Annotated in this window: 18 protein-coding genes and 3 pseudogenes; 19 read left to right on the forward strand and 2 right to left on the reverse strand. The window is 58.8% G+C overall.

Features of this window, described 5'->3' with window-relative positions:
* The 4 genes and pseudogenes from GD429_RS38710 to GD429_RS38725 form a co-directional block, all read left to right on the forward strand.
* Positions 1-483 (forward strand): annotated as a pseudogene (locus GD429_RS38710) (hypothetical protein); the annotation flags it as partial.
* Positions 467-874 carry a hypothetical protein gene (locus tag GD429_RS38715; RefSeq protein ID WP_152865298.1) on the forward strand — a complete coding sequence of 136 codons (408 nt, stop codon included), beginning with the start codon at positions 467-469 and terminating at the stop codon, positions 872-874. The pseudogene GD429_RS38710 and the gene GD429_RS38715, both read left to right, overlap by 17 nt.
* Before the next feature lie 161 nt (positions 875-1035).
* The gene (locus GD429_RS38720; protein WP_152865300.1) at positions 1036-1854 is read left to right on the forward strand and encodes an FkbM family methyltransferase; all 819 of its coding nucleotides are present in this window, start codon (positions 1036-1038) and stop codon (positions 1852-1854) included.
* A 1244-nt stretch (positions 1855-3098) separates the two neighbouring features.
* Positions 3099-3689 carry a recombinase family protein gene (locus GD429_RS38725; protein ID WP_152865302.1) on the forward strand — a complete coding sequence of 197 codons (591 nt, stop codon included), beginning with the start codon at positions 3099-3101 and terminating at the stop codon, positions 3687-3689.
* A gap of 96 nt (positions 3690-3785) precedes the next feature.
* Here GD429_RS38725 and GD429_RS38730 read toward each other — a convergent pair whose 3' ends face one another.
* Positions 3786-4418, reverse strand: a complete 633-nt coding sequence (locus tag GD429_RS38730) for a response regulator (RefSeq protein WP_152865332.1) — start codon at positions 4416-4418, stop codon at positions 3786-3788.
* Between the two features lie 258 nt (positions 4419-4676).
* Here GD429_RS38730 and GD429_RS38735 point away from each other — a divergent pair, with 258 nt between their 5' ends.
* The 5 genes and pseudogenes from GD429_RS38735 (at position 4677) to GD429_RS40850 (ending at position 9544) form a co-directional block, all read left to right on the forward strand.
* Positions 4677-5777, forward strand: coding sequence for a substrate-binding domain-containing protein (locus tag GD429_RS38735; protein WP_193727330.1), 1101 nt, complete (start codon positions 4677-4679; stop codon positions 5775-5777).
* Positions 5764-7194 (forward strand): sensor histidine kinase, encoded by a 1431-nt coding sequence (locus tag GD429_RS38740; RefSeq protein WP_152865306.1) that lies wholly within the window; start codon positions 5764-5766, stop codon positions 7192-7194. Before GD429_RS38735 ends, GD429_RS38740 begins: the two co-directional genes overlap by 14 nt.
* Before the next feature lie 817 nt (positions 7195-8011).
* Positions 8012-8221: pseudogene (locus GD429_RS38750) on the forward strand (Arm DNA-binding domain-containing protein); the annotation flags it as partial.
* A gap of 124 nt (positions 8222-8345) precedes the next feature.
* On the forward strand, positions 8346-9401 hold the full coding sequence (locus GD429_RS38755; protein WP_227792162.1) for a filamentous hemagglutinin N-terminal domain-containing protein: 1056 nt from the start codon (positions 8346-8348) through the stop codon (positions 9399-9401).
* On the forward strand, positions 9398-9544 hold the full coding sequence (locus tag GD429_RS40850; RefSeq protein ID WP_193727331.1) for a hypothetical protein: 147 nt from the start codon (positions 9398-9400) through the stop codon (positions 9542-9544). Before GD429_RS38755 ends, GD429_RS40850 begins: the two co-directional genes overlap by 4 nt.
* A 98-nt stretch (positions 9545-9642) precedes the next feature.
* On the opposite strand, the gene GD429_RS41955 is transcribed toward GD429_RS40850, so the two are convergent.
* The gene (locus GD429_RS41955; RefSeq protein WP_152865310.1) at positions 9643-9912 is read right to left on the reverse strand and encodes a hypothetical protein; all 270 of its coding nucleotides are present in this window, start codon (positions 9910-9912) and stop codon (positions 9643-9645) included.
* Between GD429_RS41955 and GD429_RS40855 the strand changes: the two genes are divergently transcribed.
* From GD429_RS40855 to GD429_RS38810, 10 genes and pseudogenes are all read left to right on the forward strand, one after another.
* The gene (locus GD429_RS40855; protein WP_415748977.1) at positions 9835-10083 is read left to right on the forward strand and encodes a hypothetical protein; all 249 of its coding nucleotides are present in this window, start codon (positions 9835-9837) and stop codon (positions 10081-10083) included. The two genes, GD429_RS41955 and GD429_RS40855, sit on opposite strands and share 78 nt — an antisense overlap.
* A 1286-nt stretch (positions 10084-11369) precedes the next feature.
* Complete coding sequence (locus GD429_RS38770) at positions 11370-11780, forward strand: hypothetical protein (RefSeq protein ID WP_152865314.1); 411 nt, start codon at positions 11370-11372, stop codon at positions 11778-11780.
* 293 nt (positions 11781-12073) lie between these two features.
* Positions 12074-12409, forward strand: a pseudogene (locus GD429_RS38775) (adhesin); the annotation flags it as partial.
* A gap of 49 nt (positions 12410-12458) precedes the next feature.
* A complete protein-coding gene (locus GD429_RS38780) occupies positions 12459-13931 on the forward strand; it encodes a YadA family autotransporter adhesin (protein WP_321575134.1) in 1473 nt (490 codons plus the stop codon).
* Between the two features lie 340 nt (positions 13932-14271).
* Positions 14272-14706, forward strand: a complete 435-nt coding sequence (locus GD429_RS38785; RefSeq protein WP_227792179.1) for a hypothetical protein — start codon at positions 14272-14274, stop codon at positions 14704-14706.
* A 399-nt stretch (positions 14707-15105) separates the two neighbouring features.
* Positions 15106-15612, forward strand: a complete 507-nt coding sequence (locus GD429_RS38790) for a LysM peptidoglycan-binding domain-containing protein (RefSeq protein ID WP_193727335.1) — start codon at positions 15106-15108, stop codon at positions 15610-15612.
* Positions 15613-16224: 612 nt separating this feature from the next.
* Positions 16225-16518: an H-NS family nucleoid-associated regulatory protein gene (locus tag GD429_RS38795; RefSeq protein ID WP_152865326.1), complete on the forward strand. Its 294-nt coding sequence runs from the start codon at positions 16225-16227 to the stop codon at positions 16516-16518.
* Between the two features lie 589 nt (positions 16519-17107).
* Positions 17108-17950 carry a peptidyl-prolyl cis-trans isomerase gene (locus GD429_RS38800; RefSeq protein WP_227792184.1) on the forward strand — a complete coding sequence of 281 codons (843 nt, stop codon included), beginning with the start codon at positions 17108-17110 and terminating at the stop codon, positions 17948-17950.
* A gap of 224 nt (positions 17951-18174) precedes the next feature.
* On the forward strand, positions 18175-18897 hold the full coding sequence (locus GD429_RS38805; protein ID WP_152865328.1) for a response regulator transcription factor: 723 nt from the start codon (positions 18175-18177) through the stop codon (positions 18895-18897).
* 543 nt (positions 18898-19440) lie between these two features.
* Positions 19441-21018: filamentous hemagglutinin N-terminal domain-containing protein (locus GD429_RS38810; protein ID WP_193727337.1), on the forward strand; the 1578-nt coding region annotated here is incomplete at its 3' end.

Consider the following 21018-nt stretch of genomic DNA (forward strand, 5'->3'; position numbering starts at 1 on the left):
GGTCTCGTCTGGGCGGGCGATCCTCGGCCGGACATGCCGGGCGCCAGCGCGATCGATCGCCGGCGTTCACTAAGCGCCGCGGCCCTGTTGCCGCTACTGGACGTACGCGGTGCCACCTTCGTGAGTCTCCAGAAGGGGGAGGCGGCGCGCAGTCAGATGGTCGACATTCCGGCCGGATTGCGCCCACTCGATCCGATGGCGGAGGTGGACGACTTCGCCGACACCGCGGCCATCATTTCCACACTCGACGTCGTCATCACCGCCGACACGTCCGTCGCCCATGTCGCCGGCGCGCTCGGGAAGCCCGTCTGGATTCTCTGCCGCTTCGACGGTTGTTGGCGATGGCTCGACGGTCGTGACGATTCACCGTGGTACCCGTCTGCGCGGCTCTTCCGTCAGGAGACGCCAGGAGATTGGGCCCCCGTGATCGAACGTGTGCGCACCGCCCTGCAACGGCAATTGCGGCATGAAAACCTTTCTTAACGCTCACTGGGTGCGTGCTGCCAGTAGCACAGACGTTGGCGTCGCGCACCCGGTTCATCAGGATCTGCATGACATGGAAATTTCTTACGAAGCCGATGCGCTGTTCCGCGGCGCACTGCTCGGACTCGTCTGCGGCGCTGCTGCTGTGCCGATCGCGGGTTACGCGATCGAGTCCCTCACGCGGTTGCCAGCCGACGGGTGGAGGCCTGTCGCCGGTGGGGTGGCCTTGGTGACCGCGGTGCTGATTGCGCCGTCGGTCATGACGCTGCTCAGGGCGAAGCGCTTGCGGGTGCCGACCTACGATGCATCCCGATTGAAGGCGGCCCTTCAGGGGCGGCTCGTAGGTGTCGCGCTCGGGGTGCTGTTCGGCATCTCGTTTCTCGCGAGATGAGGCAGGCAGCCATGGCTCGATTCTCGGTTTCTCTCCGACCGGCCCGAGCGATCTCGCTGCTCACCGTGCATGCCCCAGATAGCGAAACGCAGCGTTCGATAAAACTAACGCTTTGATGAACTGGACAACCAGTACAACTTCATGAAATGGCTCACCGTCCCATGTCGCTCCCCCATCGCCCCATCGCCTTCATACTCGCAGCCTCGAATCATGGCACGATGATTGTCAATCGCAACGACTACAACGTCGCCTCCTGCGGAGGCGTCTACGGTGTCGGACAGCAGATCCTGCAACAGTCGAGCTATGACGCGAGTGAAGTCGCCTTCGCGCTTGCCCTGCTTAGCCGACGGCAGCAGTATTTCGGCGATGGTGTCGTGGCGATCGATGGCGGAGCCAACATCGGCGTGCATACGATCGAATGGGCTCGTCACATGCACGGCTGGGGACGCGTGCTCAGTTTTGAAGCGCAGGAGGTGATCTACTATGCCCTGGTGGGCAACATCGCTCTCAATAATTGCCTGAATGCACGCGCGAAGCTTGCCGCTCTGGGCGAGCACAACGGCGAATTGATCGTTCCACAACCGGACTATTTCGCGCACGCCAGCTTCGGCAGTCTCGAATTGCGCCAGCAAAGGAACACCGAAGATATCGGGCAGCGCATTTCGTACGACCCGTCAAACGGAACGCGCGTGCCGATGATCAGCATCGATTCGCTTGGACTCGAACGCGTCGATTTCTTCAAGCTCGACGTCGAAGGGATGGAAGTCGACGTGCTGCGAGGAGCCCGACACACACTGCAGACGCTCAAGCCGATACTGGCGATCGAAATTATCAAATCCGATCAGGCAGCAATCACAGGTATGCTAGACGAATTCGGATACCGCTATTTCCCAGCTGGGATGAATCTCATCGCTGCTCACGCGGATGATCCCGTGCTGCAACACCTGAGCCATCAGGATGGAGTGACCTATCTCAATTGAGGCGGATGTGGACTGCGAAGCCTTTAAGCTGGCGACGATTTGGTGGCGACCGACCGGTGCATCGGTCGCCACCCAGCAGTTCTTGGCGAATGTAGTTCCTGGCCGATGTAATCGGCTCCAGTGTCGGATGTGAGCGAGACGCTACGCTTAGTGTATGCAAAAAAAGCTTCTTGAGGACATTTCCGCTTGCGGACCGATACAATCTGGCGGAAGCGCGTGCCGCTGGCCTCGGCAAACTCTCGGCCATTCCGTTGCTCCGCGGACTTCTCCCGGGTGTCGCGATGGGTTTCACGCGTAAGCGCGAGACAGTACTGTCTTGGAGTGTTCGACGACGAATGCCATGATGTCCGTCGAAGGACACGAATGATGCCCGTACGTCGATGCCTTCCTATTGCGCCACCCGGGCCAGGATCATTACCGTGGCCAGACGCGGCACTTCCACCTGGGGCCGTTGGATAAGTACCCGGATGACAAGAAGGGCGATAAGGGCGCTTTTTCCAAGCAGCGCCACCGTCGCCGACCAGACGGCGCAGAACCATTGGCGTTTCTTCGGCGATTCAGTGCAGCACGTCGGCGGCCTTCGGGGCACTACCTCCAGTTGTCCATCGCTTGGTCGCTGAACCCCGTGCTTTCTCGCAGCCTCGACGACCGACCGTCGCCGTGACGGGGAAGTGCGACTACACCCGCAAGCGCATTATGGCGTGCCCGTGCCGTGGTCGACGCGCTGGTCATTGCAAATTCCTCCAACTACCGAGGTCTACTGTTTTGGATCTGGATCAACGTGTGCGCGAATTTACGTCGCCATCGTCATCGAGACGCACACACCCGAACGGTCGATGCCATATCTCAGAGCCGTAATCCATCTCCGGCTTGCGGTCCTGCTCCACTGGAGATGTGTAGATTCAACAATATTCGAATCTGCCTATAAGTATGGCTGTTTTTCCCGGTGAGGGGTTAAAGCATAACGCGGTTCAAATTGTAGGATTTTCATTGGAAACGGTTAAGGATTTTCCTACCTCATCTGTAAGATAAAAATTAATTACATCTCGGATTGTATGTAATGTTGGGGGATTGCTTCATTTTTTTCAATTGTTAACAATGAAATTGTTATCGGGTGCGATAACCTTGCATCATTGATTAGCCAAACAAAAACAAATCCGAGGCTGCAGCGATGTTCGGGGAGACGTTGTGTGGGTGCTCGATCTTGAAAGCGATGATTGATTCTTGGTTTTAGGAGTGGAGAGATGGAGATTGGCGGTAAGAAAATCGGATATGCACGAGTCTCGACCGACGAGCAGCATCTCGATATGCAAATGAACGCACTGAACGGCTTCGGGTGTGATGTTACACACTTCGACAAGGGCATATCCGGGGCGCGATTTGATCGACCCGGCTTGCACCGTGCACTGGAGCAATTGGCCGAAGGAGATACCCTGGTCGTCTGGAAGCTTGATCGTCTCGGCCGTTCATTGGGACATCTAGCCAATATCATGGGGCAACTCGACAAGCGAAAAATCCGTGTCGTGTCGCTAACCGAATATATCGATACTCGATCGCCAAGTGGCCGTTTCACGTTCCACATGCTGGCCGCACTCGCGGAGTTCGAGCGGGGATTGATCAGTGAGCGCACCCGAGCTGGTATGGCCGCGGCTCGAGACCGCGGTAGCCATATTGGCCGCCCAAAGGTCTTGAACGATGTGCAGCGCATCGAAGCTGGGCGACTGCTGAAGAACCACACGCCATCCCAGGTTGCGAAGCGATTTAACGTGCATCGCACCACACTAATGCGACATGTCAAGATGAAACCGGCTGGGAGTGAGAGAGAGATGGATTAAGGATCTGGTCGATCGGATGTAGGAAAAAAAGTCGGTTGCTATTGATCTTGAAATATTGCCGTGAGCGTTTATTTGTCAATGATATGCTGGGATCAATTAATTCGTTCCAATATTATGTTTAATTGCGTAACGAATTAATTCGGCATTGGTGTGTATTCCCAGCTTCTGCATCAATCTGACTTTGTGTGTGCTGACTGTTTTTGCACTCAGTGAAAATTCAGCAGCGATTTCATTAATGCTGCTGCCGGCCGCAAAGCGTTGCAGAACCTGCCGCTCACGGGCCGACAGCACATCATCGACCATCGGCGCACTCGCTGATGCGTCGAAAACGACGGTTTCGACGAGTTGCGGATCGATGAAGCGACCGCCGGCAGCAAGCCGTCGAATTGCGTCAATCAACACGTGAGGATCGCTGTACTTGGTCACATAACCTGATGCGCCGGCCCGTAGCGCGTGCGTCACGGTTTGCGGATCGTTGTGAACGCTCAGGACCAGGATCCGCAGCATCGGGTACTCGCTGCGCAGTGCCCGGATGAGTTCCACGCCCGACAGTCCGCGCATCGTGAAGTCCAGCAGCAGAACATCGGCGGCATGCGCACTCAGTCGATCGAACAACTCCGTGCCGTCTCCTGCCTCTGCCACAACGACGATATCGGACGTCGTCGCCAACATCTGCCTGATACCACCCCGAACGAGCGCATGATCGTCGGCTATCACCGTTTGAATCAACATAAATACGTCGAGAAAAGTGCCGGAACGCTGCACGCTGCCTCAGGGCCGTGTTGCCCGAGCACCGGTATGGTGCGTTATACGCTTTGTGCTTCCCGAATTGTAAAACGATTTTTTAACATTTGAGTTTAGCGTGTATCCTTGCGCGCCTGCAGCACGCTTGGCCTCCGTGCGAGGAGCCAGTTGGTAGAAAACGGGGAGCCTACGATTGTTCTGGTACGTACCATGGCATGTGACAATTTCGCGACGAGAGGGCACGTGCTGCTGGCTGGCGCGGCCTCGACCTTGGCCATCGGAGCTCGATTAACGCCGTGTGCCGGCGCTTCCCCACGCCTTGTCTTTCTCAATCCCGGGGAATCGGTTGAGCGGGCCAGCGCAAAGCAACGGCAGCTTGTCAGTGGTTTCATGGCGGCTGCTGCGAAAACGTTGACCCTGAGGCTCGAAGTGCAATATCCGGGCCCGGACCATCTGGTGATGCGGCGTCAGGCCGAGACGCTGGCTCGCGTGCCAAGCGCGCCCGACTACATTGTGATCGTCAACGAGAAGCGGACGCCGCCGCGCATACTGCGCTCGCTGCACGGCGTACGGTCGACGATCGTTGTTACCGGTAACGATCTGACGGAAGCCCAGCGCAGGGAAATCGACAACGAGCGCGAACAAATCGCAATCTGGATCGTCGCCGTGACGGCGGACGCGTCTAGTGCCGGTTACCGTCTCATGGCGTACTTGGTCAAGCGCAACAATGCACTGCGGGTGATCAGAATTGCCGGTGATCCATCCTCGCCGGTTTCGCAGCAGCGCGCCGTGAGAAGCCGGGAAGGGATGGACCGACCACGGATGGCGAATTTGAACCAACGGTCCTATCGTGCCTGGACTTTTGGTGACAACCACGATAAGGCCCGCGTTCTATTGACGCGATTTCCGCGAACCAACGCGATCGGGGCAGCGAACGGTGCCATGACGCTCGGTGCGAAGACCGCATGTGATGCGTTGGGCTTGCGCGCGATCTTAGGCGGAATGCGCGCATTACCGGAGGCGCTGAGGAGTCTGAGGAGCGGTGGACTGACGGCCATGTTGGCCGGCGACTACTTCATCGGAGCATTCGCCATGGTGTTGATCTGCGACCACCACATGGGCGTCGATTTTGCTACGCGTGGGCACGCGCGTCTCAAGCGCGATTTTCTGACGCTCGTTGATCGCGGTAACGCCGCCTCGTATTACGCGCTGCTTTTCGGCGGCCTGGGAGATCCGGATTTCGGCACATTTTCGAGAGTTTGTCGCCGGACGAATGCCGATTATGACTTCAGCATCGAGTGGCTTCTGGCCACTATGAGCGGGGCTTCCGATGTCTCGTACTGAAAGATGCATCCGCTTTTTCTACCTGTCGGGCCTGCAACGTAAATTGATGTTGGCGTTCGTCGTACTGGTGGCGGGCGTGGGCGGGATCGGGGGATACGTTCTGGCGGAACACGAGCGCCAGGTGCACGCCAAGATGCTCGAGAGCCGGGCCATGCGTATGGAGCACATGCTCAGTATCGCGCTCAAGCCGTCTCGGTGGGACACGGACAAACCTGCAACCGAATTCCTGTTGGGCGCTCTGGCATCCAACACGGAGGTTGATGAATTTACGGCGACTGGAGCCGGCATCGGGATCCCGGCATCGATCAGATCGACGGTATCCGCCGGCCCGACTGACGAAGTCGTGCAAGCAAGGGGAATATTCGACAAGGCATGGGGAGCCGCGCCGACGGAAAAAATAAGCGATACCCAGATCGTCTTGTTGGAACCGAGCGTGAACGACTCAAGTCGGCATGCACTGGTCGCTCTTCTCGCTTCGATGGCGTTCGTCTCGCTTGGACTTGGCGCTTCAGCGTATCTGTTGCTGACGTGTATCGTCCACCGTCCAGTCAGAGTGGTCAAGGCGGAAATCGACGCGATTTCGGCCAGCAATATCGAGGCCGGAGGCTCACTTATCGAAGGTATGCTGGCCGACATTTTCGGGCGCAGACGGGCGCACCAAAGTCTGCGTCGGCACCATGCCGCATTAAAGCAGGAAATCACGGAACGAAAGCGGACCGAGCGTGATCTGATCACATCGCAGGAACAGTTGCGCCGATTGTCCGCACACGCGGAGTCGATTCGAGAAGACGAGCGGAAGCAGATCGCCATGACGATTCACGACGAACTCGGTCAGATTCTCACCGCGTTGAGGATCGACATGTCACTGCTGAAGGAACGCATGGGCCCAGAAAGCGCGGAGATTTCGACTATCGACCAGATGCGAGCCCTGGTCGACAAGACGCTTCAGATCGGTCGCGACATCGCGAACCACGTGCGGCCGGCCGCGCTCAATTTTGGACTCGTTTCCGCGCTCGAGTGGCTGGCGGCCGAGTTTGCACGTCACGGTAGTACACATTGTCGATTTTTCATTGACGGTGTGGTACCCAAATTGTCGGATGTGGACTCCACCGCGGTATTTCGTATCGCGCAGGAGGCGTTGACGAACGTCGCACGTCACGCGGCCGGTGCAACGCAGGTTGAATTACGTCTCACCGGTTCAGTGGGTGGCTTGGAGTTGGCCGTGGTCGACGACGGCCGGGGATTCGATCCATCCGTGGCTGCGCGTGGCGGTTCCTACGGCCTGCTTGGCATGATGGAGCGCGCCCGCCTGCTGGGCGCGGACTTGAACATCGAGAGTGAAGAAGGGCGGGGGACTGCAATCTATCTGACACTGAAGACCGAATTCGTCAGCGCGAAGCCGATCGAAGGGGCGTGAGTGCGTCGCGTGGCCAGCGACACTCCGATTATGCGATGCGATCCAACCTGTCCCGCTCATCGCGATCCATCATCGGCTCACGTATCTCGGTCCACATCCGAGGTAATGGACGATGAAGCTCTCCGCTCGGCGGAAGAACATCGGCGGACAACTGATCGCGCATTGCTGGGGCGTCGGGACCTCGCTCGTGTGGTCGGCGGTCGTGTCGGTTGTCGCGTTCAACCTCGTCGATGTGACGACTGGCCTGCGTGTCGATGGCGTGGCGAGCGTGAAGAACTCGACGTCAGCTCGCACGGGGAGACGGCCTATCATTCGTGAGGCGTGGCGCCGAGGTGCGGCTCTCTTTACCAACCGGTTTGGGCCCGTGCCAGTCTTCGGACCCACGTCCATCTTCTCGTCGGAAACCACATGCCAGCCCCGCTGTGGCTTGTGGGGCGACTCGAACGCGGGGAGCGTGCGGGCGACTTTTGGGACATTTTGGCGGGAAAATTCTCGGCATCCCTTTGCCGGCGAGGCATTGCGGCCGATATTGGATTGCTGCTGAGCCCAATATGGGTAGGATTGTGGGTAGGAGGCTATCTCCGACTGCGGGAGTCTTACCTGGCGGGTCTCTGCGACCGATGGTTGCAGTTTGCTGCCTTCCGCCAGTCATGGCTTCCCAGGTATTCCGACCACTTCCGTAAACGTGCCGTAGGTCGCTGATTTCAAAGCGATTTGTGGGTAACGGCATGCTTGCGACTTCCGCCACGGCTCCGCACAATCTCTCCGTGAAACATGGGTAGCGGGTTGGTTTTTGTGGGTAGGAAAGGAGGACGACATGGCGGGACGACACTTGCATCGACTTAGCGCGCTGCGCGTCGCGAAGGTGGCCGATCCAGGCCATTACGCAGACGGCGGTGGCCTCTACCTCCAGATCGCCGATAGCGGCGCACGCTCATGGGTGTTTCGCTTCACGCTCGATGGGCGAGTGCGCGAAATGGGCCTTGGACCGCTGTCGCGCGTTTCGCTCGGGGAAGCGCGGAAACTGGGCTAGCCTCAGCTTGATCTAGTGTGTTCGGTGGAGCCCTGACACTTGCTGACCATCTTTCGGTCTCGTCTGTGTGACTATCACGGCAAAATGTACTGAGTGAGACCAAATTATGCGCCGCGTCATGCGCGAGATTGAGAAGCGCCTCGTTCAACGAGACGCGGCCAAAAATGCAGTCACTTTCGAAGTCAGTCCCGTGGAAAGTGAAGGGCATGCGCTGTGGATCAAGGCAACCACCTGGGTGATGGCAGGTGTGATGTATTTCGGTCCGGCAGCGTTCCTTGCGGACCAAACAGCACACGCGGCGCTCTTCGTAGATCCGCACGCACCGATTGCTTTTCAACCGACGGTGACCTCGATCAGCACGGACGTCCCCGCCGTCAATATCGCGGCTCCAAATTCAAACGGCATCAGCCTTAACCAGTACCAAACCTTCGGAGTGGGCCCTGAAGGACTCGTGCTCGACGACAACACCGTGCCTGGTACTCCGTTGCTGGGCGGTACGCTTGGCGCGAACCTTAACCTGAGGAGACGCGCTGCTTCGACGATCATCAACCCAATCACGTCGAACAATATCGCGGTGATGAATGGGCCGTTGGAGACTTTTGGCGTCACTGCGGCAGTTATCGTAAGCGCGCCCGGCGGCATCTCCGTGAACGGAATGGTGATGATCAATATCCCGGGGCTGACGTTGACGACGCGCGCGCCTCAGTTTCTGACCGGCGTTGGCAGCGGTATCGCGACAGATTTTGCGTACGCCGGGGCAGTTGCGTACGACGTTCGCTCCGGCAGCATTTCGATCGACAGACCAGCGGGTGTGAATGGACCTGGCGCCGGTATCGAAGGTACGGTCGGGCATATCGATCTGATCGGCCAAAGCGTCACCTTGTCGGCACCGCTGCGTGCCGATCAGCGAGTGCACATCAGTATGGGCAGCCAACTCGTCCTGTCGACGGCCAGCGGCGCAAGCGGGACAACCCTTTGCACCTCCACTAATGGCGCGACGAATACGGCCGCCAAGATAGGCAAGACCGTGGCGGTAGATGCGAACCAATGCGGTTCCGTCACGTCAGGAACCGCGTTTGTCGTGTCCGCCGCGGTCGGTACGCATCCCTTCGCGCACACCGGTCCAGATCGACCCGCATCTAGGCCTGACGACGTGCTGGTGGCGCTCAATTGAATAAAACGTTGTTGGGTGTGTTTGGTCTGGTGATCTTTGGATTGATCGTGACACTGGTGATTGTCCTTGAGACGGCCCCGAGCCCGCAGGAAAAGGCAGCCCTCGCAGCGGCAAAGACGGCCAAGACGGTAAAGGCGAGGTGAGGATGCGAGTATTGCTGAAGCTCTGGTTGGGAGCGTCAGTTCTAGTTGCCTGCGTTGCGTGGTTAGCCTATCGACCTGCTCATGCCCAGCCCGCGCCGTCAAGCGCCAGACCCGTTCAGGACTATCATCGAGCAGCAATGCGAGCAGGCGCGGAAGCGGCAACTGGAGCAGCCGCCGGCTTCGATCACGATTGCGCCGATGTCCGAAGCCGCGTTCGACATTCCGGTCGGCACGTCGATCGACGACATCGTCGAATCCGGAATGCGCTTCCCGCGACATCTGGCGATTCCTTGCGCCTGTCGGGCATTGACCCGGGTGTCGCCCAGGTCGATCGGCTGCGGCGGAATCAGGCGACGATCCAGATTCATCCGGACCAGGATCCACCCCACCCCAATTCAAGTCCCACGAATTGCCATATGCCTCACATTGTCGGAATTGACATCGTGGCGTCGAATAGCCTTGTCTCGATCTGCTGCGACGATCGGGTGTCCGCATTCGCTTCTATAACATTATCTGATACGTTTCATTTCAAAGCGTGATCGAATAAGAGGTAGAGACCAACGGCGAATCTTGAACATCCATTCGCCTCTCATTCCTGCAAATGTTACGGAAAAGTGCCACTCGTCAATCCATGCTACGTCGACTAGGTGGACACTGGAATACGTCACCGCTATGGTCCGCTCCGCCAGCACCCGGCTCAAATCCCGGGCAATCAGCACGAAACTTACCGCCTCCTCGAACGGACAGTCGAAATTGGTGATCAAGAGGTAACCCGCAGCGGTTTCGTACTGACGTTGCACAATATATCCCGCAACTGGCAGATTCGAGCGCGTACCGTCCACGATCAGACATGAGCGTGTTGGCCACGAGTCATACGCGCCACTATGCGTTTCGAGTGAAAACCGTGTTGTCTTGTACATCTGTTACTAGAAGAAAGGGCTGAGAAGCTTGGATCCGACTATGGCGCTCGATCACGCGTAAGAAGGCGTTGGCCTTTCTTCATCATCACCGTCTGACAAATTCGCGGGGTTGCGAACGTCTCGCTTTGGCCTACTGCGGAGGCAGCCGGAACCCAAATCAACTTCCCGTCGGCGCTCCCTTGATTCGATACCGTGACGGCACGCTACTTGTGGAGCCTTGCGAATCCATGTCCGGCATGACGTTGGGGCAACCCGCAACCTTGCATTCACATCATGACGAGCCTCGCAGATTTCGCAACTGCGAAGACCGGGCGGAATCGGTAGATCGCGATGATGTTCGTGCCATGTCATGAGCGCCCGGCATGTTACGTGGCTTGTGCTGTGCAAACTGTCAGGAAACGTCAGGCTGATTAGCCCCGAAGGGCGTCGGATGTGCATAGGACTAGCGTCAACGGTCCTTCGCGAGCGGAACAAGTCAAGATAAAACATAAGGAATGCGAACGCTGAGATCCACATCGAAAATGGCGTCTTCGGGAACGGCCGAACATGCGAATTACCGAGTCGACCGCGATTCCACGCTGCTGCCAGCGGCTGGGTGACGATGTGGTGCCGTGAAAGCGCCCGGGGGTAATCTCGATATGTTTGATGAACAATTGTCGCTCCTTGACGTTTTACGACAGTTTCCGATGTGCGTAGCGGCTGAACCCTGACAGTCTCTGACAACGAAAGGGCGGAAGTCGCATTAGAGTTCCATGCATTGATCCCGGCTGCATGACCAGTGGCAGCGAGTCGATCGTCCGAACGAGAGCATGTCGCGGTCGATGTTCGATGAGCCTATACATTAAGGAGATCGGCCTGCGGTTTCTGATCCGTAGCAATTCACAGAACTTCTCTGCGATCCCTGGATGAAAATTAAAGGCAAGAGAACATCGGTCACTCATTCGTTTGTAGTGCTAGCGTTTTCTACGAAAACATGTGCGGCGTACGCGGGTTTTTTGGGCCCCACGGTAGAGCATCTTGCACCCAACGAGCTCAAGCAGCGGCTCGCTACGTCGACGTTCTCCGTGCTGGCCGATGTGGAAGGAGCGCCGCTGCAGATCAACACAAAGTCCGGTGCAATCGGCGGCTTCATTCTAGGTTCTGTCGTCAGTTCGGTCTTCGGTTCGACCGCGATTGTCGCGACCGATGGTGCCGCGGTTGGACATGACAGGGACCGTACTGAAGATCATGTTGTGCTGGTGGCGGGACTGGCAACTCCAGTCACCGCAAGCACACCGATTTCTCGTAATCGAGATACCGCTCCTCTTCCACATTGAATCGTTCTGGTGTGGTGATATCACCACCACGAAGCTGGGCATTTGAGGAATTCAGTAACAGGAGCGTGTCGTCAATTCTGCCATTATCGTCGGCAACCTCACATCGGCGCGACGTCATCGTCATCATTAAAACGCCGGGGAATTTTTAATCAATGAAAGGGAATATAAAAATGCGAAAGGTGTTTTTCATGGGAAATTCGAACTCCGAAGTTTATGAAAACGGATCCGGAAAAGAGGCGGCTGGCAGGATTCCCCGCCAATCGAAAGTATCCATGGCGGTCCTGGCTGCGGTAATGTTGTTGCCGGTTGGGCAGGCATATGCCTACAACTATGCGTCAGGCGGCAGTACCGGAACTTCGGTAGCCAGCAGTGCCGGTTCGGCTACGAGCGGCGGCGTGAGCCCCGCAACCGCTGGTTCGGATGGAAGCCTGAACAACGAGGCGTTCGGCATATCGTCGACCGCTAACGGCGGGGCAGCTGTTTCGATCGGGAACGCGGCAACTGCAACTGGCGCCAACGCAACATCCGTTGGCGGTAGTTCGAATGCGGCAGGAGCGAATGCCGTGGCATATGGCGGCGGGGCGAACGCAAACGGAGCAAACACGACTGCGTTGGGCGCACAAGCCTCGGCCAATGGGGCAAACTCTATTGCAATCGGTAGTACGAGCTCGGCAACCGGTGTCGGCAGCATTGCTGCTGGAGCAAACGCAATCGCCAATGGGGGGGGCTGGCTCGTTCGCGATTGCGGTCGGCAATGGAGCGGCCGCGACGATGTCAGGTGCGGGGAACGCGTCGCCGATTGCGATTGGCGTTGTGTCCAAGGCTGATGGTGAGGCGGTTGCTATTGGCAACTCCGCGTTTGCAAAGGGTAGCGGCTCGGCGGCGATCGGTCTGACCGCAACTGCTTCGGGCGCCGGTTCGGTGGCAATGGGCGGAACGTCCAATGCGAGCGCGGTGAACGCGACGGCCATCGGATTGAATGCCACGGCTGCTAACGCCAATTCCGTGGCGCTCGGTGCGAATTCGGTTACGTCGACTGCGAATTCCGTGTCCAGCGTGACCGTCGGCGGTTCGACGTTCGGCGTGGCGGGCACGGCTCCGGCTGGTGTCGTCAGCGTCGGATCGTCGGGCCAGGAGCGACAGATCACCAATGTGGCGGCGGGTCGAATCACGGCGACGAGCACCGATGCGGTAAACGGCTCGGAGCTTAACGCGACGAACCTCGCGGTCAACGCGTTGTCAACGTCAACCGCAACCGGATTGTCGTCCGCCAACAGCGCGATTGCGTCGCTGTCCACGTCGACGTCCACCGGGATCGGTTCGTTGTCGACTGGCCTGAGCGCAACCAACAGTGCAGTCGCTTCATTGTCCACGTCGACGTCCACCGGGATCGGTTCGTTGTCGACTGGCCTGAGCGCGACCAACAGTGCAGTCACTTCATTGTCCACGTCGACGGCGAACGGTATCGGGTCACTGTCGACGAGCCTTAGTACGACCAACGTAACGCTGAATTCGCTGTCGACCTCGTTTTCATCGCTGACCTCGGGAGCCACCGGTACGGGCAGCACGGCGATGGGCACCGGCGCAGCGGCATCGGGCGCCAATAGCGTTGCGGTCGGTGGCCGTTCTACTGCCTCGGGTGTCGACAGCATGGCCCTGGGTACCAATTCGACGTCGAGCGGAACGAGTTCGGTGGCGCTCGGAGCCAATTCGACGGACGAAGGGCGCAGCAACGTCGTTTCGATTGGCAGCCCGTCGCAAGCGCGTCAGATCACCAACATGGCAGCCGGCACGGCCGCGACCGACGGTGTGAACGTCCAGCAGTTGAACGATGCGATGTCGCAGAGTGTTGCCCAGGCAAACGGCTATACGGATCGGCAGATCCAGAGTGTGAATAATCGGATCGACTCGGTTCGCCGCGACTCGGACGGTGGGATCGCTGCCGCAATGGCGGTGGCGGGGCTGCCGCAGCCGACCCAACCTGGCATGAGCATGGTCGCTGTATCCGGCAGCGTCTATCGCGGCCAGTCTGGTCAGGCAATTGGCGTGTCCCACGTGACGGGGAACAACCATTGGGTCTACAAGGCCGCAGTGTCTTCCAACACGCGTGGAACATACGGCGCGGTGGTAAGCGGCGGATACCAGTGGTAATTGTTGCAGCATCGGCCGGGCAGCGACGGATTGCCGTCGGCTGCCCGGCCGTGTCCAAACATTTGCGTCGACGAGCCACAGCGGTGTTCGATGATTGCGCAACGCCACCGTACACGGGCCCCGGCAGCATTCCGTCGGGGCAGTGAGGAGAATGCCTGTCGTTGCCGGCACAACAATTCGTATCGTTGAATTCGTTGTGCACGAGCAATGTGAGGTCGGGGAAGTTACTGTCTGCTGGAAAATCCGGACCTTAAACTTCCCACTATGCAAAGAGAACATGGCTAGGAATCAAACGCGTCGCATGAGGCGACAGCCGCGGCCCAAGGACCAATTACTGCCAATGTCGAATGCCAGGGTCCAGGCGCTCTCGCTCGAAGGGCATATCGCGTTGTCCGTGCTTCGGAGCGGGCACGGCGATGCGCTCCAGATCGGTCGACTGTCGCAGATCGTTTATCTGGCGTATTTCATGCGCGATGTGACGGCGGCCGGTTCGGATCTCGAGCAGTTCCGGACTGCGGAGAGCATCGTTGAATACTGTGTTTGTCGCGCACTTGGCGGCGGTCAATGGGAGTTGAGGGAAGAGGATTATGCGGCGATCGAGCGCATCTTGCTGTTGTATGACGCTCAACTGGCCGCGGCACCGGCGTATCGTTTTGTGGACGCGTGGCAGCAGTTTCAACGCGTGATAGTCAAGAACCTCAGCACGCCGATCGAAGGCTCGCGCATAGAGGAAGCGACTGTGGGAATCGAGGCGCTGAGCAGCTTGATCCCGTGATCGTGGCTAAGGAACTTTGATCAAAGCGTCGCTACTGTAGCCCGCTGTTGCGAGCAGAACCACTTGCGTAGGGTGCTCACGGCTCCGGTACATCCAGATCGCATTTCCGCCCGACCGATGGGGGGGCTGACATGCTCTGACAGTATTGCCGCGCGGATCAAAACATAATTCATTCGACATCGTGGCAACTCCCTTTGGCGTGCTACGGGGTACCCGGTGCGGGCTTCTTGCGGCACGCACGATTTCGCTGCGATCCAGTCGTTGAGATCGCGCGGAAGCATACCGGATTCGGTGGTGATGACGCGCTCTAATTAGCGGCTCGCCACTTTGCTACCCAAAAGCTCCGTAGAAAAATTGCCGAAAAAACTGAAAAGAAGTGTAATGAACAGAAGAATTATCGTGAGCGAGTTTGGCATCGCACTCGCATGCACTATTTTTTGTGCTTCGGCACACGCGGCGCAGCCCGTAGAAATTCTGACGGTTAGTCAGCTGAATCAACTCGATATGGCTTCGTCTTCGCCGGTTGCGCCACGCGCGGTGAAGCCGCACCGACATGTGCACCGTAGTGTGATGACTGAGGGGGCAAAGTTTGCGGTACGGCCCGACGGATTCCATAAAGGTGGATCGGGAGACCCTATCGCGGCATTTGCAGGTGTTGTGCCGGCGGATGGGTGTAGTGCTTATGCTCGTCATGGGAAGGCGGACGGCCGCTTTTCGAGCGTGTCGCCCGGGTTCTATCGTGTCAATTCAGGTGACACGGTTGCGCGTATTGCGGCGGCCTTCGGGCAGCAACCGAAGGACTTGATGAACCGGAACAATCTTGCTTCCGCTTCGCTGATTCAACCGGGTCAAGTGCTCCGGATCGGGCCGCTTCCCGTTGATCGGTCTCGCGGGTTCGCGCGCTGAACCGGTTGTTAAAGATCGATGCAATAGACGGATATTGCGAGTTGCATCCTCGCTGTGGTAGCGCTCGGAGGGGGCTGCACTGGACCGATATGGTGTGCCGGCCCCATAGGGATGACGGGATATTGGTTGATTGCCGCCGTTATGAGGCTGGCCGCCTCCCGTCGGCGCTCGGACGATGTCGAAGTCGCGTCGCCCTTCAAATCACGAGTGGTGAACGTCGTGGATCGTTCCGTTGAACCGCAATGGATTTGTACGACCTTTTTGTCGCAACTCGGCTATCCGTCTCTTTCTGCCCGCCGGGCACTGGCAATCCGTGAATGGCTGTTTGGGGCTGCGGCAGGCGCCCGGATCAGTGTGACCGGCTTGCGGACGATCTCATGACAACCTCTGACAGTGTTGAGGTGCGCCTGAAAAGATAATCTCATGAACCAGTGTGGTGGCAATACGATCGGATCGTTTATGAAACTGGTCGGGCGGGTCCTGGAAGGGCCAATTTGATGGCACTGAGGCCTTTTGAGGACATTCGACTCGATGGTCCGATCGGCAGGGCCTTCACTATCGGCCGCATATCGGATCACTCGAAATATCAAACACATTAACTGAGGAAGCGTGATGTCGACAGTCAGGGACCTTCTGGCAAGAAAGGCGGAGATCGAGAAGGAGATCGAGCGCTTGCGCATGCAAGAGCGTGACGGCGTCATCGCCGAGATCCGGGGGAAAATGGCGGATTACGGGATCGCTATCGACGACCTTGGTGGCGCCAGTTTGTCTCGCGATGGTCGGCGCCCCAGGCGTACCGTCCCGGTCAAATACTTTAATCCGACGACGGGCGAAAAGTGGACGGGGCGTGGACGTACGCCGGCATGGATCAGGGATGCAGAGGATCGGAACGTGTTCCTGGTTTGACGCGAGATAGGTGAGGGTGCCGTTGAGCGGTGCGGTGTTCTACTTGTGAATCCGTTTCATCCGATGGTCATTTTAGGTCCGGTGTTCGTGCGAAGGACGCAACAGTCGCGTAAGAAAGCGCGGGCGTCGGCGCCATGCTTGTAAAAGGGGAAGGGCATTGCAGGAGGCCGGATAGTCGTCGCCGCGCGACAAAGACCGGTGGTCCGACCCTGCTGGTATCTCTGCCAGGTTTGGTGATTCATCTGATCATCAACTTTGGAGTGAAGATGTCCTGACATCCTCTGACAATCCTCTGTGGCGATGTCCGGATAATTGCATCCGGGTTCCGCGGTGCGGGTCTCGGCCGATGTTCCAAGAACCGTGGCGCTCGTCCGTCGTATGCAGTGGTTCAACTACGATCGAGTTGCTCTTGCGAGAGAGCCGGATGTGATCGCGAAGTCGCGTGGAATCGGTGCGCTCAGTCGGAATATCGGGTGAAATCGCGGTGTGGTAATCGCACAAAAAGCGCGAAGATGCCGCATCGGTGGAAAAGGCCGGATGGCGAAGACGTCGGACGATTGGAATTTAAACTTCATTTTAAGGTGTCCAAATGAACTGTACGAAAAGCGTACTTGGAATGGTCGTGGCGATGATGTGTGCGGGCGCTGCATGGGCAGCGGACGTCCCGTCTGCGCCTGACAATGCCTCGGCGGTCGCCGCGCGAGTCAATGGGCAAGTGGTAACCCGGGGCGAGATCGAGGCCGCGATGCAACTCGCGCGATTGCCGGATACCGACGCGGTGCGAACAGCGGTAACGAATGACCTGATTGCGGGTGAGGTCGTGCGTCAGGCTGCGGAAAAATCTGGCTACGGGGATCGCCCGGAAGTGAAGCGAGCAATCGATCAAGTCCGCGCAAAAGCGGAGAGTCAGCTGTATCTGCGAGATCGCGCACGCCCGGCCGCGGTAACCGATGCGCAGGTGAAGGAGCGTTACGACGCAATCGTGGCGAACCTGGGCGACAAGGAGTACAAGCCGCGAATCATCAGTGTTGGCGACGATGCCGCTGCCCGTACCGTGCTCGCTCGCCTGAAGCAGGGCCGGGACTTCGCGGAGGTCGCCCGCGAGTACAGTACAGCGCCTAACAAGATGTCCGGCGGTGAGATGAACTGGGTCAGCTTCAAGACGCCGCTGAAGGAAGGGCAGACTCAAGGCTTGCCCTTGCCGCTGGCGCAAGCATTGGTGAAGTTGTCCGCGGGGGGCGTCACTCCGATGCCGGTTCAGGTGGGCGACGCTCGGCTGATCGCTAAGCTCGATTCGGTTCGGCCGACGCAGGTGCCCGCATTCGAAAGCGTCAAGAAGCAAATCAAGCAACAGCTCGAAGCGGCGGAGAACCAGCGTGCACTCGCGGTCGTCGTCGATTCATTGCTGAAGGACGCCAAGGTCGAGCGGTAACCAGTGCGTTGCTAACACTCGATGGGAGGGGCTCATTGCCCCTGTCCCTGGCTTCGACGTGGGGTCGGTGTTGTTGAGGCGGGTTGGTTTTCCGCTCTTACCCGCGCGCGGATGTCGCTCGCGCAGAGCGATGCCCACGGGAATCAAATCGGGCAATGTAGGCATACGAAAAAGTTTACAGAGCACACGTTGAAATTTATGACTTTCCAGGTTGAGGGAAGGCCATGCTGATTGCTTCACTAGAGGGTGACTCAGGGCAAGCGAAGTGGATCCGTGAGTTGCTCGAACAGGATGGGTACGAGTGCCGTAGCTACGCCAGCGGCGGCGGGTTTTTGAGCGATCTTCGAAGCGTAAGGTTCGACCTGTTGTTGGTCGAATGGAAGTTGACCGATATCTCCGGTTTGGAAGTCTTGCTGCGGATGAGAGGGGATCTGTCCTCTTCCATTCCTGTTCTGTTTCTGACGTCTCGCTCGTCGGAGGAAGATGTCGTCGCTGCATTGCGCGCCGGCGCCGATGACTATCTCGTCAAACCGTATCGCAGCGCCGAGCTGCGGGCGCGGGTTGCGGCGCTGCTGCGTCGCGCATATGGTCAACGACAGGACGATCTGCCTTTTTCTATCGGTGCGTTCCGTATCGACCCCGCACGCTGCAGGATCGAGAGAAATGGCCGTGATGCGCAACTTACCGCGCGCGAATACGATCTCGCACTATTCCTGTTCCGCAACGCGGGACGCACCATATCGCGACAGCAAATCTCCCAAGTGATATGGGGGCGAGAGCCGGAAACGATGTCTCGAACGATCGACACGCACATTTCCCGATTGCGAGCGAAGCTCGGATTGCGGCCGGAATATGCCGTACGCATATGCACGGTCTACGGCCAGGGATGGCGCCTCGAAGAGGTCGAGGCGCTCGATGGTGCGCCCAGTTCCGTTGTCGCCGTGTGAGCGTCGTGTTGCCCTCGCGACGCGCGAAGGCGCGTTGCCGCCTGTTCCGATTCGTGCGTGCGGGATCTCGCGCGCGCCTTCCCCGGTGCCCTTCAATTTTGCGTATTCCGTTTGCCCCCGCTTATTGGCGCGGCGGATGTGGTCGCCAGTCGACCTATTGATTCAATCCGATCCCGTTGCCGTACGTCATGCGCGTAGGTAGATCGAGCGACGCGGCCTATCGAGCTGGCCGAAGCGTGCACGCGAGCGACTTTCGCCGCATTGCACCGCGACATGGTGCGCGCGGTGGCGATCCGCGTTGGACGCGCGTGTCACAAAACTTCTAAGTCTGTCCGCGGCACCCGACAACAATGTCAGTAAGGGATGGTGGATTCGGCTGCCTGTAACACTTGGGCACCGCGCACGCCATCGATAGCTTGTTTGGGATGCGCGCCCAAACGCGACGGTGCTGAACGTCGACATCTGCTTGCCGGTATTCAGGCGGCAATTGGATGGGCGCGCAATCGTATTTGCCAGTTGAATCAACAAAGCACGGGGCTGCATATGAACAGAACCATCAAAAACAATCGCACGAAGTCGTCGCAGGCGAATTCCCAACCTCTGCGTATCAAGCCGCTCGTGCTGCAGATTGCAGTGGTTCTGTTGGCCACGTACGGTGGCAGCTTCGCACTGGCTGCGCCGACAGGCGGGCAGGTGGCGGCCGGCGCCGCATCGATCAGCTCGGCCGGTGCCGTCACGACGATCAACCAGGGTAGTGGTCGCGCGGTCATCAACTGGAACAGCTTCAGCGTCGGCAATGGCGAGACGGTGCGTTTCAACGCACCGAATGCTTCGTCGGCGACGCTGAACCGCGTAACGGGCACGTTGCCGAGTAACATCAACGGGCTCGTGCAGGGTAACGGAAAAGTGTTCCTGCTCAATCCGAATGGCATCGTGGTCGGGCCGAGCGGGGCGATCAACGTTCAGGGCGGCTTCGTCGGCAGCACCGGGAACATTTCGGACTCCGCGTTCATGCAAGGCGGCGCGATGCTCATCGCGGGTGGCAAGGGCAACATCCAGGTGCTGGGCACGATCAGCACGCCGAGCGGCGACATTACGCTCGTGGCACCCAGCGTGGCCGTTGAGGCCGGGGCCGTTCTGAAGGCCGGTGCGCAGATCAATCTGGTCGCCGCCGACCAAGTTACCTTGTCCAATGGTGCGATCACGGTAACGCCGAAGACCGGCGAAGCCGGCAACGTAAGCGTTGCCGGCACGCTGCAAGCGGCCAAGGTGATGCTCGCGGCCGTCAATGACAATCTCGGCGCCCTTGCGATCAACACCAGCGGCATGATCCAGGCCGGAGGTGTATCGGCCAATCCGGATGGCACTATCCAAATCACGGGTATCGGCAGCGCGACCACTCAGATTGGCGGCGTGCTCCAGGCGCGACATTCCGACGGTACTGGCGGTGCGGTGCAGGTGACCGGTCACGACGTGAATGTGACGGGTGCGCAGATTGACGTCTCCGGAACGCAGGGCGGCACCGCAAAGCTGACGGCGGATACGAGTGGCGGCACGGTGATCGTCGATTCGAGCCGGATTTCGGCTGCCGGTGCGGGCGGGATCGGCGGGAAACTTGACGTGACTGGCTGGCATACGGGGCTGACGGGTATTTCGACACTGGACGCGAGTGGAACGGCCGGTGGTGGCGCCATTCGCGTGGGTGGTGACATGCACGGCCAAGGCGTGGATATCGCCAATGCGACCGGCACTTTCGTGGGTAGTGGCGTTACGTTGAATGCGAGTGGCACCCAGGGCAATGCATCGGCTGGCAAGGTGGTCGTATGGGCTGACGACACGACGAACTACTACGGCCATCTCCAGGCGCATGGCAGCGGTTCGGGCAGCGGCGGGCGGGCCGAGGTGTCGGGTCACAACATCCTGAACTACGACGGCAGCGTCGACATGGCTGGCGGATCGAATGGCGGCGCTGCCGGCAGTGTGCTGTTCGACCCGTCCGATCTCACGATCGACGCGGCGGGCTCGGGCACCAGCACCGGCTTCACCGGCGCACCGACCGTTCCGGCAAGCGGGGCGACGTTTACCGCGGCTTCTTCGCACATCAGCTGGCAGGACATCATC

This window comes from Burkholderia sp. BE17 (assembly GCF_009362305.1).
Lineage (GTDB): Bacteria > Pseudomonadota > Gammaproteobacteria > Burkholderiales > Burkholderiaceae > Burkholderia > Burkholderia pyrrocinia_C.

What these genes read in the sequence shown, in the direction of transcription:
- GD429_RS38715 (WP_152865298.1), top strand. Translation starts at nt 467, where the DNA reads ATGAAAACCTTTCTTAACGCTCACTGGGTGCGTGCTGCCAGTAGCACA.
- GD429_RS38720 (WP_152865300.1), top strand. Translation starts at nt 1,036, where the DNA reads ATGTCGCTCCCCCATCGCCCCATCGCCTTCATACTCGCAGCCTCGAAT.
- GD429_RS38725 (WP_152865302.1), top strand. Translation starts at nt 3,099, where the DNA reads ATGGAGATTGGCGGTAAGAAAATCGGATATGCACGAGTCTCGACCGAC.
- GD429_RS38740 (WP_152865306.1), top strand. Translation starts at nt 5,764, where the DNA reads ATGTCTCGTACTGAAAGATGCATCCGCTTTTTCTACCTGTCGGGCCTG.
- GD429_RS38755 (WP_227792162.1), top strand. Translation starts at nt 8,346, where the DNA reads ATGCGCGAGATTGAGAAGCGCCTCGTTCAACGAGACGCGGCCAAAAAT.
- GD429_RS41955 (WP_152865310.1), bottom strand. Translation starts at nt 9,912, where the DNA reads ATGAATCTGGATCGTCGCCTGATTCCGCCGCAGCCGATCGACCTGGGC.
- GD429_RS38770 (WP_152865314.1), top strand. Translation starts at nt 11,370, where the DNA reads ATGAAAATTAAAGGCAAGAGAACATCGGTCACTCATTCGTTTGTAGTG.
- GD429_RS38785 (WP_227792179.1), top strand. Translation starts at nt 14,272, where the DNA reads ATGTCGAATGCCAGGGTCCAGGCGCTCTCGCTCGAAGGGCATATCGCG.
- GD429_RS38795 (WP_152865326.1), top strand. Translation starts at nt 16,225, where the DNA reads ATGTCGACAGTCAGGGACCTTCTGGCAAGAAAGGCGGAGATCGAGAAG.
- GD429_RS38800 (WP_227792184.1), top strand. Translation starts at nt 17,108, where the DNA reads ATGAACTGTACGAAAAGCGTACTTGGAATGGTCGTGGCGATGATGTGT.
- GD429_RS38805 (WP_152865328.1), top strand. Translation starts at nt 18,175, where the DNA reads ATGCTGATTGCTTCACTAGAGGGTGACTCAGGGCAAGCGAAGTGGATC.